Origin of the sequence: Gordonia sp. NPDC057258, from assembly GCF_042668985.1 — a bacterium.
Taxonomy (GTDB): domain Bacteria; phylum Actinomycetota; class Actinomycetes; order Mycobacteriales; family Mycobacteriaceae; genus Gordonia; species Gordonia hongkongensis.
In genome coordinates this window covers 1-12,908 of record NZ_JBHUXZ010000037.1, presented here as the reverse complement: position 1 = coordinate 12,908, position 12,908 = coordinate 1, and the positions used below count along the sequence as shown (strand labels likewise).

Genomic DNA, 12,908 nt, shown 5'->3' with positions numbered 1-12,908 from the left:
CGACAACGACCGGCGAGGCATCCTGGATGCCGATCACCGACAGACCGACCGAAGGAGTGCCGGGTGACAACGATCCCAGACGAAGTCGATGTCCTCATCGTCGGTGCCGGGATCTCCGGCATCGGTGCGGCCCGCTGGGTGCGAACCGAACACCCTGGCAAGTCGATCGCGATTCTCGAGGCCCGGAATACCGCCGGCGGTACGTGGGACCTGTTCCGCTACCCGGGGATTCGGTCCGACTCGGACCTGCACACCTTCGGGTACGACTTCAAGCCCTGGACCGATCGACAGGCGATCGCCGACGCCCCGCGAATCCTCGATTACCTCCACGAGACGATCTACGAGAACGATCTCGCTCCGCTGGTCCGGTATGGGCATCGGGTGGTGGCGGCCGCGTGGTTGTCGGACACCGCGCGGTGGACGGTCGACGTCGAACACACCGACACCGGAACGCGAAGCCAGATCAGTGCGCGATGGATCTTCTGTGGCTCGGGTTACTACGACTACGACGCGGGGTTCGCGCCGGAGTTCGCCGGCACCAAGACGTTCCGTGGCGAGATCGTGCATCCGCAGCACTGGCCCGAGGACCTCGATTACACGGGCAAGCGGGTCGTGGTCATCGGCAGCGGCGCCACGGCGGTCACGCTGCTTCCCGCGATGGCGGAACAGGCTGCGCACGTCACCATGCTCCAGCGCACACCGACCTACATCCTCCCGCTGCCCCGCGAGGACGCCATCGCCAACACCCTCAAGAAAGTGTTCGGCACCGAACGCGGATACGCATTGACCCGACACAAGAACGTCGCGCAACAGCGGGTGCTCTTCGAGCTGTGCCAGCGATTCCCATCGGTCGCTCGTCGGGTGATCCGCAAGATCAACGAATCTCAGCTGCCCGAGGACTATCCGGTGGACACGCATTTCAATCCCCCGTACAACCCCTGGGACCAGCGGCTGTGTGTGGTGCCCGACGCCGACCTGTTCCGGGTGATTCGCTCCGGGAAGGCCTCGATCGTCACCGACCGGGTCGACACCTTCACCGAGAACGGCATCCGGACAGTGGGCGGGGAGGAACTCGAGGCCGACATCGTCGTCACCGCGACCGGGCTCAACATCAAGATCATCGGTGGCATCGAACTGAGCGTCGACGGTGAATCGGTGTCCCTTCCCGACACCGTCGTCTACCGCGGGATGATGCTGTCCGGTGTCCCGAACTTCGCGCTGGCGATCGGTTACACCAATGCGTCGTGGACCCTCAAGATCGGACTGTTGTGCGAGTACTTCTGCAAACTTCTGGCGCACATGGATTCTCACGGATACGACAGTGTGTGGGCGGTTGCGGACCCCGATATGCCGACTCGGCCACTGCTCGACTTCGGGGCCGGCTACGTCCAACGAGCCCTCGACACCCTGCCCAAGCAGGGTCCTGAGGAGCCCTGGGTGATGTCGATGAGCTACTACGCCGACCGCAAGTTGTTCCGTGGTGACGTCGCCGACGACAACGTGCGTTTCGCGCGGGCGGGGGAGCGGGTGCGGTCGACGGTCGGGTAGCGGTGACGACTTGCCGGACGGCGGGCTGAGTCACATCCGCGCGAACCGCACCAGCCAGTAGCAGTAGACGCCGTAGGCCGCGATACCCACCGCGGCCAGGATCATCAGCACCTGCCCGGCGGGGAGGCCGGCGAGTGTCTTGACCGCTCCGTCGATCCCCGTGGCCTTCGACGGATCGGCGGTCGCGACAGCCACGATGACCAGGATGCCGGTGCCGGCCAGAACGACACCCTTGCCGCAATAGCCGATCACGCCCGCGATTGTCGCCGCCTTGTCGTCGGAGATCTTGAGATCGTCGAGGAACGACCGGCTGGCTCCCTTGTAGACGTGGTAGACGCCGACGCCGATGATGATCAGGCCGGCCGCGACGAGGACGAACTTCCCGCCACCGGACTGCAGGAGTCGCGCTGTCAGTCCGGCGTTCTCCTGACCGCTCGACTTGCCCTGGCCCGTCGCGAAACGTGTCGCCGACCAGGCAAACCCGATGTAGACCACGGCGAGCGAAAGCGCTTTTCCGCGATCGAACCACTGCTCGGCGCCACCACTGTCCTCGCCCGGTTCGGTGGCGTGGGGTCCGACGACGGCCTCGGCGAGTCGCCACAGCGCGAGTGCTGCGAACGCGACCGCGGCCACCCACAGGACGACGCGGCCGCCGGACGAGTCGGCGAAGATCCCCAACGCACCCGACTGGTCGGCGTTCCCGCCCCCACCGAAGGCGAGGCGCAGGATGATGTAGGCGATCAGCAGATGGAGCAGGCCGCTGACCGCGTGGCCGGCACGCGCCAAACGTTCGAACCACGGGCTGTCGGTGGCGCGGTCGACCGCGCCGGTCACTTGATTGCGGCTCATCGCGCCACGTTCCTTCCGCCGTTCGACCGAGCTGGTGCCCGGCCGGTTCCACTGACGTTACGGGGTGCCGGCCGGTCGCTCACTTCCCCTGCGAGTTACGAAGGGCCCGAGCCTGTTCGATGTATTTCTGGTCCTTCTCGTCGTTCTTGTCCGACGCCGTGGTGTCCCGAGGCGGCAGTTGCAGGTGCTCTTCGGCCGGCATCCCCGCCTGTAGCTGTCGGCCACGTTCGAGTTCGGAGTCGAACTCGGCCCCGAACAGCAGCGCGAGGTTCGTCAGCCACAGCCACAGCAGGAAGACGATGACACCCGCGAGTGCGCCGTAGGTCTTGTTGTAGCTGCCGAAGTTCGAGACGTACAGCGCAAATGCCGCCGACGCGACGATCCAGGTGACGATGGCCAGCACCGCTCCGGCGCTGATCCACCGGAACTTCGGCTGCTGCACGTTCGGGGTCGCCCAGTACAAGATGGCGACGATCAGGATCACGAACAGCAGGAGGATGGGCCATCGAACGATGTTCCAGACGGTCAGCGCGGTCTCGCCGAAACCGATGGCGTCTCCGATCGATTTCGCGATCGGTCCGCTGACGGCCAGCATCAGTGCCACGGCAGCGGCGAGCACGAGTGCTACGAGGGTCACGAGCAGCATGATCGGCCGCAGCTTCCAGATGGGACGGCCTTCGTCGATCTCGTACATCCGGTTCATCGCGCGTCCGAACGCCCCCACGTAACCCGACGCGGACCAGAGCGCGCCGAGCAGACCGAGTACGAGGGCGAAACCGGCGCTGGGGGCGGCCACGAGTTGTTCGACGGGGCCCCGCAACGTGTCCACGGCCGACGACGGTCCGAGGTCGTCGACCATCTGCAGGACGGCGTCGGTCGTCTTCTCGCCCTGGCCGAACACACCGAGCAGCGAGACCAGCGCGAGCAGCGCCGGGAACAGCGAGAGCACGGAGTAATAGGTGAGCGCCGCTGCCAGATCGGTGCACTGATCGCGCGAGAACTCCCGCGCGGTCTTCTTCAGCACGAAGAGGAGGGACGGCTTGGTCAGGTCAGTGGGGGAGTCCGGCTTGCGCGGATCATCGGGGTCGGCCGATTCGGGGTCGTCGCGAACGTCCGGTTCAGCTGAGGCCGGATCCTTGTCCGCTCGTTCAGCGGCGTCATCTCGTTTCATCCCCTGCGCTTAACCGGCGAACACGCAAGCCAAACCCGGCCGACGTCGGCGCACCCGTCACCTGTGGGGTCAGCGCACGTGGCCGCAGGCGTCGTCGACCGCCCCCTGCAGATCTCGCTGGATCCAGCGGGTCACGGCGGCGGGTGTGTCGTCTCGACGGGCGCCGAGGTCCACCGGTTCACCCAGAGCGACAACGGGCCGGCCACCACCGGCCGGGTAGGCGATCCCGGCGGAGACCAACCACAGTCCGACACCGTCTCGCAGGGCTCGATGGGCGATGTGGCCGATCCCGGTGCCGAGCCGCTGAACCTCCGTCGGGTCGCCCTCGTTGCAGGTCCCCTCAGGAAACACCGCGATGCTGTCCCCGCGTGCCATTCGTTCGACGCAGACGGCGATCATCTGACGCCCGGCGTCGGCCGCAGCTCGCACTCCGTGGTCCTTGCTGCGAAACACCGGGATTCCGCCCAGAGTGTCGATCTTCTTCCGCTGATCCGCGTCTTGGAACAGCTCGTCCTTCGCGAGGACACGCAGGCTGCCTATCCGGCGCCGCAGCGGTGACCGGAAGCCCGCAGCTGCGAGGACCAACGGGTCGCGCTCGGAGACATGATTCGCCGCGATGAGCAGCGGCGCCCCGCTGCACACGGTGCGGTCGATCGCCTCCCGCGAACGAAAGCGCACGACCGGCCGGATTCGGGCGGCGAGCACCGCGTACATCATTCGCGCCCGGGCGCGGTCCTGCTGATGGGTCCGGTAGTGCTCGTATACCGCCTGTGCCTCGGACAGCTCGACCTTCACCTAAGTTACGGTACCGTAGGTTGCGGCGCCGCGGTGCCGCAACGGGACTCCGCATGACAGCCCGGGTAGCTCCGAGGTCAGTCGGGGACGACGACCGCCCGGCCACGCAGTTCGTTCGAGGCCAACCGACGGTAGGCCTCGAGCCCGTCGTCGAGGGAGAACTTCTCGACGGCGACCTCCAGGACACCGTCGCGCGCGAGGTCGAGGACCTCGATCAGTTCGTGCCGCGCACCCCAGTACGGCGCCCGAACCGACACCTCATAGGGCTGGGTGAAAAAGCCGACCTTCGCCGCGGCGACACCGTCACCGATGCCGACGATCACGACGTCGCCCAATGTGCCGACGATTCCCATCGCGGTGTCGATGGTCGGCTGCAAGCCGACGAAGTCGAATACCGCGGTGGCGCCGACGTTTTCGGTGATCTTCCGGACATTCGCCACGGCGTCGGCATCGCTGAGAACGGTCTCATGGGCACCCACCTCGCGTGCGAACGCGAGCTTGTCCTCGCTGAGGTCGAGGGCGATGATGCGCGCCGGGGTCAGATGCCGTAACAGCTGAATCCCGATGTGCCCCAATCCGCCCGCACCGATGACGACGGCCGTGGTGCCGCCGACGAGCTTCGGCAGCGACGGTTTGATCGCGTGATACGGCGTGAGCCCCGCGTCGGTGAGCGGTACCGCTGCGATCGGGTCGAGGTCGCCGAGCGGAACGAGGTGCCGGGCGTCGTCGACGATCATGTAGTCGGCCATCGCACCTTCGTTGCCGAGCCCGGGGGGAGTGATGCCGAGTTCGGCCGCACGACTGCAGTAGTTCTCGAACCCACGCGAGCAGAAGTGACAGGTCCCGCAACCCCAGGGGCCGTAGACCGCCACCGCGGTTCCCTCGGTCAGCGACGTCACACCGCTGCCGATCTCGGCGACCACACCGGCTCCCTCGTGCCCGAGCGTCATGGGTAACGGATAGGGAAAACCCTCGGCGGGCATGTTGAGCACGAAATCGTCGGAGTGGCACGCACCGGCGGCAGTCACCTTCAACAACACCTGGCCGGGGCCGGGTGTCGGCTTGTCGACCTCGCGGAGCTCGGGCGGACTTCCTGGCTTGACGATCTGGATGGCTTTCATGCCGGACACCTCTCGGTTCGAGTCGTTGCGTGCTCTCCCGCCTTCCGGTCTACCCGCGTATGGCGATACGCGCATACGTCGGCGGGAAACCAGACGCGAATTCCTGCTGAACCGCGGCACAGGTGGACTATGCCGATCAGAAGCCGGGACGGACCACGGAGTTCGATGTCGCGGCGTGCCGGGCGTGTCGGCGGGTGCGTCAAACATCCTGTGGCAGAGTCGATCAGCCGAGACGACGGCCGGAGGCGGAAGAGGACCGGATGCACTTTGGAGTACGGGTGGACCGGACAACGCTGCGACTCCGGGTCACCATCGTCGCGACTGATTCCGAGCGGCGCACCGCACACACTGCCGGGTGGCCGGCAGGACTTCGAGGCGCTCGGCACCGATGGGTTCGCCACAGTCCTCGCACCGGCCGTAGGCACCCGCGCCGACCCGGTCCAGGGCGGCACCGATCTCGTCGAGCCGGACTCGCGACCGTTCCAGCTGCGCAACCAGATGGCCGCGTTCCACCGCGAGAGTCGAACCTTCCGGGTCGTGCTCGTCGTCGGCCGCCGCGTCGCTGGTCGCCTCGAGCACCGCGGCCAGCCGGGACGACAACGATTCGATCAGCGCGGCGGTCCGTTCCCGTTCTGCGAGCAGCACATCCCGCGACTCGTCATCCTGCCTCGAGGTCACCGTGGGCCCACCGACGTCGTCTCGCTCAGGTGCCGCAGAAGGTCTGGAAGCTGTCGCTGAACGCCTGCGGGGCCGGCGCCGCGAAGTGAGCCCATTCGGTGCGGCGTTCGAACGGATGCGTGACGGGATCCATCAGCCGCGTGAACGGTTCCAGATCGCCGTCGGTCGCGGCGCGCAAAGCGGCGTCGACCTGATGGTTGCGCGGGATGTACACCGGGTTCACGGTGTCCATCGCCTCGGCGACCGCACCGGGCTCACGACCGAGACGGGCGAGTTCACGGCGCCATCGTTCAAGCCACGGACCGATCTGCTCGCGCGGCATGAGGCTGATGATCGGGACCTGATCTCCGCGGAGTTCGTCGGCCAGCGCCCGGAAGGTGCCTGTCCAGTCCGCACGATGATCACGCATCAGGGTCAACAGGTCGGCGACCAGTTCGGGTTCGGAAAACGCTTCTGTCAGACCGATTTTCGACGCCATGCCGGTGGCGAAATGGTGTTCGTACCGCGCCTCGTACGTGGCGAGCACGTCCGACGCCGCAGCGATCGCCTCATCGGGTGTCGGGGCCATGAGCCTGAGCAGGGTTTCGGCGAACCGCGCCAGATTCCACTTCAGGACGGCGGGCTGATTCCCGTAGGCGTATCGGCCCGCGTGGTCGATCGAGCTGAACACCGCCGACGGGTCGAAGGCGTCGAGGAAGGCGCAGGGCCCGTAGTCGATGGTCTCACCCGAGATCGTCGTGTTGTCGGTGTTCATCACGCCGTGCACGAACCCCACCAGCATCCACTGGGCCACCAGTGCGGCCTGACGTTCGAGTACGGCTTCGAAGAACGCGAGATACCGGTTGCCGTCGCCGGCCTCCGACGCTTTCGCGAGCTCCGGGTAGTGGCGGCTGATCGCATAGTCGGCGAGTTGTTGCGTCAGGCCGGTGTTCCGGATTGCGTACTCGAAGGTGCCGACACGGAGATGGCTGGCTGCGATCCGCGCCAACACCGCGCCGGGCTCGGCCCCGGTGCGCTGGATGTCTCGCCCCGTGGCCACGACCGACAGCGAACGCGTGGTCGGGATCCCCAGTGCGTGCATGGCCTCGCTGACCAGATACTCGCGCAGCATCGGCCCGACCACCGCGAATCCGTCGCCACCTCGGGAGAAGGGGGTACGCCCAGAACCCTTGAGCTGTAGATCGACTCGTCGACCGCCGCGGTCGATCAGCTCCCCGAGCAGCAACGCCCGACCGTCCCCGAGAAGCGGTGTGTACCCGCCGAATTGATGCCCCGAGTACGCGGTGGCGACAGGGACGGCATCGGCGGGCGCGGCCGCACCCGACAGAAGTGCGACACCGTCGTCGGATGTCAGTGCCGCGATGTCGAGGCCCAGGTCGTCGGCGAGTGACTCGTTGACGACGAGCAGTCGGGGGTCAGGCGTCTCGGCACCCTGCCACGGCACGGTGAAGGGCGTCAGCTCGTCGGCGAAGGTGCGCTTGAAGCCGGTGATCGCAGCACTCGTGCGGGCGGGAGTATCGGGAGAGACGGACACCCTTCGAGGGTAACCAGTTTCCGGACCGGCAAACCGGCGGCGCAGAAGGGGCGAGGGAGGAGTGTCCACCTCACTCACCCCGGACGGCGATCAGGCCGCCAGCGCCGCGCCGCAGATGCCGCAGGCCTCGAAGTTGCGCCGGTTCCACCGGGCGATCGGGATGAAGAACACGCTGAACTGGCTGTATTCACGCATCCGCGCCCACTGGGTGGTGTTGTGGCAGCGGGGACAGGTGCGGGTCTGACCTGCACCGAGATGCTTCTGCCTACGGCCATATCCGAACAAGAAGAACACACCGCCATCGTAGAGTTCGCGGCTCGCGGCGGCCGGTCATGCGCCGCGGTAGTCGATCACGGGCGGCGGACCATGAGGTCGTTCTCGGCTGTGAAACCGCATTGTTTGTACAGGTCTGTCGATGCTTCGGTCGGGTTGAGCACCACCTTCGCGTATCCACGGCCGTCCGCGGTCGCGACGGTATGCCGGACCAGTTCACGTCCGATCCCGGCACCGCGGAATGCCGGGCGGACGTACAGATGACCGAGATAACCCCATCGGCCGCCGGCGCCCTGCCGGGGACTCGGCATCCGGGCGTGTTCGGTCAAGCACACCATTCCCACAGTCATGTCGTCCGTGCCCGCGGTCCAGACCGTTCGTCGCTCATCGTCCAACCAACTCGCAACCGCGGCGACGAAGGCGGTATCGCCAAGCCACGGCCCGACGGAGCGATCGCCTTCGTACGCCCACTCCCAGCGGAGCTCGGCCACATGGTGGGAGTTCTGCGAACGTTGAATTCGTACCGCGTGCCGACCGGTCACCCACCCAGGGTGACCGATGACGGTCGGCGGCTGCGCGTCCGGCACCGCAGAAACTCCGCGACCACCGCCGGCCTCGCGGAGAATGGACGAGGCCGGAGGTGCTCGCCATCCGTCGAGACGCATCGGGTCGGCGGGCATCGGTACGCTCGGTGGTGTCCGTTTTGTCGGCCTGACGTCACCGCCACCGGGCTGCGGACTCGCGAAACCGGAGGGAAGCATGGAAGCACTGATCCTGATCGCCGTCATCGTCGTGATCGTCGTCGGGGTGGTGGTGTTCGCCCAACAGCGTTCCGGCGCCAACGCGGCCCGCACCCTCGAGGACGCGAAAGCCGACGCACGACAGGTGATAGAACGTCTGGGCGGCCAGGTGTTCATGCTGGTCGGCGACGGCCCGGCATCGAAACAGGCGCTGGCCGACGCGGGGGAGCGATACACCGCGGCGGGGTCTCAGATCGAGCAGGCCAATTCGCCGGTGCAGGCGCGGCTGGCCAAACAGACTGCGATCGAGGGGCTCTACTACATCCGTGCGGCCCGGGCCGCCATGGACCTCGACCCAGGTCCGGCGATCCCCGAGCTCGACGGGCAGAAGAGTGCCGGTGCGGTCACCGAGGACCGGACCGTGGAGTTCGAGGGACGAAAGGTCGCGGCATCGCCCAACCCGTCGGAGCAGACGCCCAACTACTATCCCGGTGGCCGCGTCGCGGGCAGGCCGGTACCCGCCGGTTGGTACTCCGAGCCGTGGTGGAAACCGGCTCTCGTTGCCGGCGCCTGGGGACTCGGATCGATGTTCCTGTTCTCGGCAATGTTCTCCGGCATGGCGGGCGTTCCCTACGACGCGCAGTCCTTCGAGAGTGGCGCCGGCGACGGTTCCGACGGTGGCGCCCTGGAAGGCGGTGACTCCGGCGACTTCGGCGGTGGTGACTCCGGTGACTTCGGCGGGGGAGATTTCGGTGGCGGCGACTTCGGCGGGGGAGGCGACTTCGGCGGTGGCGACTTCGGGGGGTTCTGAGCGGCTGCCCTCCGAGTGACTCGGCTTCGCTTGCCGGGCGTCAGGTCGCCGTGGGTGCCGCGACGACGGACAGCAACCGGAGCTTCTCGGCACTCGCACTGCCCGGGGTCGCGGTGTAGACGAGCAGCGAATGCGAACACCGCGGGTCGACCAAGATCTGGCAACTCAGCTCGATCAATCCCACCTCGGGGTGCACGTACCTCTTGGTCTCGCGAGGAGCTATACCCACTTCGTGCCGTGCCCAGATCTCGCGGAACTCCTCGCTCTCGCCTGTGAGCCGTTCCGCGAGCGACGCCGCATACGACTGCGGGCCTCGTAGCGCAGCCACTCCTCGTAGTCCGGATACGTACATACGTGAGTAGAAGTCGTGGTCGGCGGACGGATGCAATTGGCGAGCCCGCGGATCGGTGAAACACCGATAGCCGATGCTCCGCGCCGGCCCGTCGAACCGCATGAGGTCGCCGACCAGTGCCACCCCGAGTCGGTTCTGGCGCAACGTCTCGCCGAGTTCGGTGACGATCTCGGCCGGGGTGTCGGCGAGCCGGTCGAAGATCCGCATCATGCCCGGGGAGATGTGCTCGCGGTCGGGTCCGCGCATGGGCGGCCGGTGGCCGGCGAGGTGGAACAGGTGGTCTCGCTCCTCGACGGAGAGGTGGAGGCCCTGTGCGATGGCGGCCACCATTTGTGGCGACGGCTGCGGGCCGCGCTCGCGTTCGAGTCGTGAGTAGTAGTCGGCGGACATGTGACACAGGGCAGCCACCTCTTCGCGACGGAGTCCACCTGTGCGACGGCGCTGCCCGCGAGGCAGTCCGACGTCCTCGGGCTGAAGGGCGGCACGCCTCACCCGAAGGAAGTCAGCGAGACCGGGACGATCGATCATTCGGCCATTCTTGCGCGCCCGGAACCGCGGAGCCACGGATCGACAGGCCGTGGATAACGGTGCGGACCGACACAAGACTGGAAGCGAGAACATTCCGAGTCCGTCAGGAGCTCCGCATGACACGAAACAGCAGATACAGCCTGTCCATCCCCGATCTCACGGGCCGTCGAGCGGTCGTGACCGGCGCGAGTGACGGCATCGGGTGGGAGATCGCGAATGCGCTCGCCGGCGCCGGTGCGGAAGTGGTCGTGCCGGTGCGTGATCCGAACAAGGGGGCGAGGGCGGTCGAGCGCATTCGTGATCGTCACCCCGCCGCCACACTCACGATGGAGGAAGTCGACCTGTCATCGATGGCATCGGTCGAGGCGCTTGCCGGCAGGCTCCGGGCGGACGGCACACCGAGCGACATCCTGATCAACAACGCCGGGATCATGACTCCGCCGAAACGCCTGACCACAGGCGATGGATTCGAGGTCCAGTTCGGCACCAACCACCTAGGACACTTCGCCCTGACCGTCGCGGTGCTTCCGCTGCTCCGGTCCGGGAAGGCACGGGTGGTCTCGCAGACGAGCATCGCGGCAAAACGAGGCTCGATCAATTGGGATGATCTGAACTGGAAGCGCCACTACGACGCAATGAAGGCCTACCGCCAGTCCAAGATCGCGTGCGCGCTGTTCGGACTCGAACTCGGACGCCGAAGCCGCGCTGCCGGTTGGGATGTGACGAGCGTGATCTCACATCCGGGAGTCGCCCCGACCAGCCTTCTCGCAGCTCGTCCTGAGGTCGGCAGGACCGCCCCGACGAGCGGCCGGCGCGTGATCGAGTGGATGTCGCGGCACGGCGTCGGTGTGGGCACCGTCGAAACCGCTGCCCTCCCAGCCCTGATGGCGGCGACGCAGCCGGAGACGCCCGATGATGCGTTCTTCGGACCACAGTGGCCCGGTGACGCCGGCGGGCCACCCGGATTACGGCAACCCTGGCAACCGTTCCGTGATCACGAAGCAGCATCGCGTCTGTGGGCGGTGTCTGAACAGCTCACCCGGGTGACAGCGGGATAAAGACGGGCCTCCTGGCGCCGATGTGCGACCGCCAGTGGTGTGTGCCACCTGCGGACCGAAGTCGACGCAGGTGACACACCGGCAATGAGCACTTGCGGTGCTTTCCACTCGAAGTCTGAGGGACGGCAGGTTCAGGGGAAGAGCGTCAGGAATGTCGCTGCCGAGGTCGCGCACAGCAGCGCCGCGATCGTGACGCCTGCATACGCGTGATCGGCAATCGGGGTCTCGCGTGTCGCGACCGACGATGTGCGTGTCGGGGTGCTGGCCTCTGTCACAAGTTGTCCCTCCGAAGACCCGTTACCGTCCCCGAGAACATTAGGGCCGCGAACGTTCACCCGAGACCCGCCGGCGACGTTCGAGGCCACAACGATGCTGTGGGTCACGAAACGATAACGGTCGCAAGTACTAGGTTTGAACTGCACGAACGGTGAATCGCCGACGGCGCGACGCAGTGATGGGTAACGCGGATTCGCACGCATGTGCGACAATGGCGCGGTGAGTTCACAGACGAGGGCCGGCTTGGGTCCCGACGACCTGGAGTCGCTGTCCGCGGCACTCGCGGCCGGTAAGCGAGCCACGGTCTATCTGCGCGATGCGATGCCATCGCTGAACCTGGAGGCCGGCGCCTCGGCGCGAGTCGTGTCGATCGACGGTACGACAGTGACGGTGAGCCCGAGGGGCGTCGACGACCAGTTGCCCTTCGAAGCCGACGAACTGCGACGTAACCGACCGGCAGCCGCGACCACTGCGACCGCTGCGGTTCGTCGACGCACACCGGAACCGGCGCCCCCGAAGCCACAACCGACGTCGTCATCGAAAACAGATGTCGAGGAATCGACTTCCGCCCGCCCGTCCCGAAAGGCGCGTCCTGCGACGGATGCCCCACCGAGGGCGACGGAGTCGGCGCCGGCGCCTGCGACGACCAGGTCGTCGCGAAAGGCCAAGGCGCCGACCGCGCCGACCACGGTCACCATCACCGCGGCAGGGGAGAGCACGTGGACGCTGTCGGTTGCGGTCGGAACCAGAAAGCTGGCAAAACCCGTCGAGATCACCGCCGACCGGGTGGCCCGGGCGATGCGGGAGCTCGATGACGAGACCGCGATCGCCGCGGTCGACGCCGTCATCGAATCGGCCAGAACGGCCGCGCAACGCCGCATCGACGAACTCAGTCAGGAACTCGAAGCCGCGCGGGCCGCGCTGGCCAACCTCGACGGGTCCGTCGACGACCAGCGCGGCCTCGCTCGCTGAGGAGCGACCGGAGCTTGCGGAGGGCGACACACCCTGCTCCCAAAACCGAAGGAACGATCTAACCCTTGCTCCCTGAGGAGCGCCCGGAGCTTGCGGAGGGCGACCCTCTGCTCCCTGAGCAGCCTATGAGGGTTTGTGTCAACAGGGTCCTGTGATGGGTGTGGGCGTGGGGGTGTGGCCCGGCGGCCGGTGGTGGCTGCGG

At 66.9% G+C, this 12,908-nt stretch carries 14 protein-coding genes; 4 read left to right on the top strand and 10 right to left on the bottom strand.

Annotation, left to right across the window (positions count from 1 at the left end):
- The first annotated feature begins 63 nt into the window (after nucleotides 1-63).
- A complete protein-coding gene (locus tag ACFUEJ_RS20185) occupies nucleotides 64-1,548 on the top strand; it encodes a flavin-containing monooxygenase (protein ID WP_388031439.1) in 1,485 nt (494 codons plus the stop codon).
- A gap of 30 nt (nucleotides 1,549-1,578) precedes the next feature.
- On the opposite strand, the gene ACFUEJ_RS20180 is transcribed toward ACFUEJ_RS20185, so the two are convergent.
- From ACFUEJ_RS20180 to ACFUEJ_RS20145, 8 genes are all read right to left on the bottom strand, one after another.
- Nucleotides 1,579-2,397 carry a DUF1206 domain-containing protein gene (locus tag ACFUEJ_RS20180; RefSeq protein WP_388031436.1) on the bottom strand — a complete coding sequence of 273 codons (819 nt, stop codon included), beginning with the start codon at nucleotides 2,395-2,397 and terminating at the stop codon, nucleotides 1,579-1,581.
- A gap of 79 nt (nucleotides 2,398-2,476) precedes the next feature.
- Nucleotides 2,477-3,568, bottom strand: coding sequence for a YihY/virulence factor BrkB family protein (locus ACFUEJ_RS20175; protein WP_137809410.1), 1,092 nt, complete (start codon nucleotides 3,566-3,568; stop codon nucleotides 2,477-2,479).
- A 69-nt stretch (nucleotides 3,569-3,637) separates the two neighbouring features.
- Nucleotides 3,638-4,363 carry a 1-acyl-sn-glycerol-3-phosphate acyltransferase gene (locus ACFUEJ_RS20170; protein WP_311277954.1) on the bottom strand — a complete coding sequence of 242 codons (726 nt, stop codon included), beginning with the start codon at nucleotides 4,361-4,363 and terminating at the stop codon, nucleotides 3,638-3,640.
- Nucleotides 4,364-4,440: 77 nt separating this feature from the next.
- A complete protein-coding gene (locus ACFUEJ_RS20165; protein WP_277244536.1) occupies nucleotides 4,441-5,484 on the bottom strand; it encodes an NAD(P)-dependent alcohol dehydrogenase in 1,044 nt (347 codons plus the stop codon).
- 306 nt (nucleotides 5,485-5,790) lie between these two features.
- Nucleotides 5,791-6,162 carry a TraR/DksA C4-type zinc finger protein gene (locus ACFUEJ_RS20160; protein WP_137809407.1) on the bottom strand — a complete coding sequence of 124 codons (372 nt, stop codon included), beginning with the start codon at nucleotides 6,160-6,162 and terminating at the stop codon, nucleotides 5,791-5,793.
- Between the two features lie 25 nt (nucleotides 6,163-6,187).
- A complete protein-coding gene (locus ACFUEJ_RS20155) occupies nucleotides 6,188-7,696 on the bottom strand; it encodes a YdiU family protein (RefSeq protein ID WP_247449271.1) in 1,509 nt (502 codons plus the stop codon).
- A 90-nt stretch (nucleotides 7,697-7,786) separates the two neighbouring features.
- Nucleotides 7,787-7,990: a zinc-ribbon domain-containing protein gene (locus ACFUEJ_RS20150; protein WP_068972513.1), complete on the bottom strand. Its 204-nt coding sequence runs from the start codon at nucleotides 7,988-7,990 to the stop codon at nucleotides 7,787-7,789.
- Nucleotides 7,991-8,046: 56 nt separating this feature from the next.
- On the bottom strand, nucleotides 8,047-8,634 hold the full coding sequence (locus ACFUEJ_RS20145; protein WP_388031474.1) for a GNAT family N-acetyltransferase: 588 nt from the start codon (nucleotides 8,632-8,634) through the stop codon (nucleotides 8,047-8,049).
- Nucleotides 8,635-8,728: 94 nt separating this feature from the next.
- Here ACFUEJ_RS20145 and ACFUEJ_RS20140 point away from each other — a divergent pair, with 94 nt between their 5' ends.
- Complete coding sequence (locus ACFUEJ_RS20140; RefSeq protein ID WP_058250604.1) at nucleotides 8,729-9,520, top strand: hypothetical protein; 792 nt, start codon at nucleotides 8,729-8,731, stop codon at nucleotides 9,518-9,520.
- Between the two features lie 40 nt (nucleotides 9,521-9,560).
- Here the strand turns inward: ACFUEJ_RS20140 and ACFUEJ_RS20135 are convergent, their stop codons facing one another.
- Nucleotides 9,561-10,400, bottom strand: a complete 840-nt coding sequence (locus ACFUEJ_RS20135) for a helix-turn-helix transcriptional regulator (protein ID WP_388031430.1) — start codon at nucleotides 10,398-10,400, stop codon at nucleotides 9,561-9,563.
- A gap of 116 nt (nucleotides 10,401-10,516) precedes the next feature.
- Between ACFUEJ_RS20135 and ACFUEJ_RS20130 the strand changes: the two genes are divergently transcribed.
- The gene (locus ACFUEJ_RS20130) at nucleotides 10,517-11,458 is read left to right on the top strand and encodes an SDR family oxidoreductase (RefSeq protein ID WP_265969020.1); all 942 of its coding nucleotides are present in this window, start codon (nucleotides 10,517-10,519) and stop codon (nucleotides 11,456-11,458) included.
- Between the two features lie 131 nt (nucleotides 11,459-11,589).
- Here ACFUEJ_RS20130 and ACFUEJ_RS20125 read toward each other — a convergent pair whose 3' ends face one another.
- Complete coding sequence (locus tag ACFUEJ_RS20125; RefSeq protein ID WP_205334347.1) at nucleotides 11,590-11,733, bottom strand: hypothetical protein; 144 nt, start codon at nucleotides 11,731-11,733, stop codon at nucleotides 11,590-11,592.
- A 202-nt stretch (nucleotides 11,734-11,935) separates the two neighbouring features.
- On the opposite strand from ACFUEJ_RS20125, the gene ACFUEJ_RS20120 reads away from it, so the two are divergent.
- Complete coding sequence (locus ACFUEJ_RS20120; protein WP_388031425.1) at nucleotides 11,936-12,706, top strand: DUF6319 family protein; 771 nt, start codon at nucleotides 11,936-11,938, stop codon at nucleotides 12,704-12,706.
- The last annotated feature ends 202 nt before the right edge of the window (nucleotides 12,707-12,908 follow it).

Coding starts and splice junctions, on each gene's coding strand:
- ACFUEJ_RS20180 (WP_388031436.1), bottom strand. CDS start 2,397: ATGAGCCGCAATCAAGTGACCGGCGCGGTCGACCGCGCCACCGACAGC.
- ACFUEJ_RS20175 (WP_137809410.1), bottom strand. CDS start 3,568: ATGAAACGAGATGACGCCGCTGAACGAGCGGACAAGGATCCGGCCTCA.
- ACFUEJ_RS20165 (WP_277244536.1), bottom strand. CDS start 5,484: ATGAAAGCCATCCAGATCGTCAAGCCAGGAAGTCCGCCCGAGCTCCGC.
- ACFUEJ_RS20145 (WP_388031474.1), bottom strand. CDS start 8,634: ATGCGTCTCGACGGATGGCGAGCACCTCCGGCCTCGTCCATTCTCCGC.
- ACFUEJ_RS20140 (WP_058250604.1), top strand. CDS start 8,729: ATGGAAGCACTGATCCTGATCGCCGTCATCGTCGTGATCGTCGTCGGG.
- ACFUEJ_RS20135 (WP_388031430.1), bottom strand. CDS start 10,400: ATGATCGATCGTCCCGGTCTCGCTGACTTCCTTCGGGTGAGGCGTGCC.
- ACFUEJ_RS20130 (WP_265969020.1), top strand. CDS start 10,517: ATGACACGAAACAGCAGATACAGCCTGTCCATCCCCGATCTCACGGGC.
- ACFUEJ_RS20120 (WP_388031425.1), top strand. CDS start 11,936: ATGTGCGACAATGGCGCGGTGAGTTCACAGACGAGGGCCGGCTTGGGT.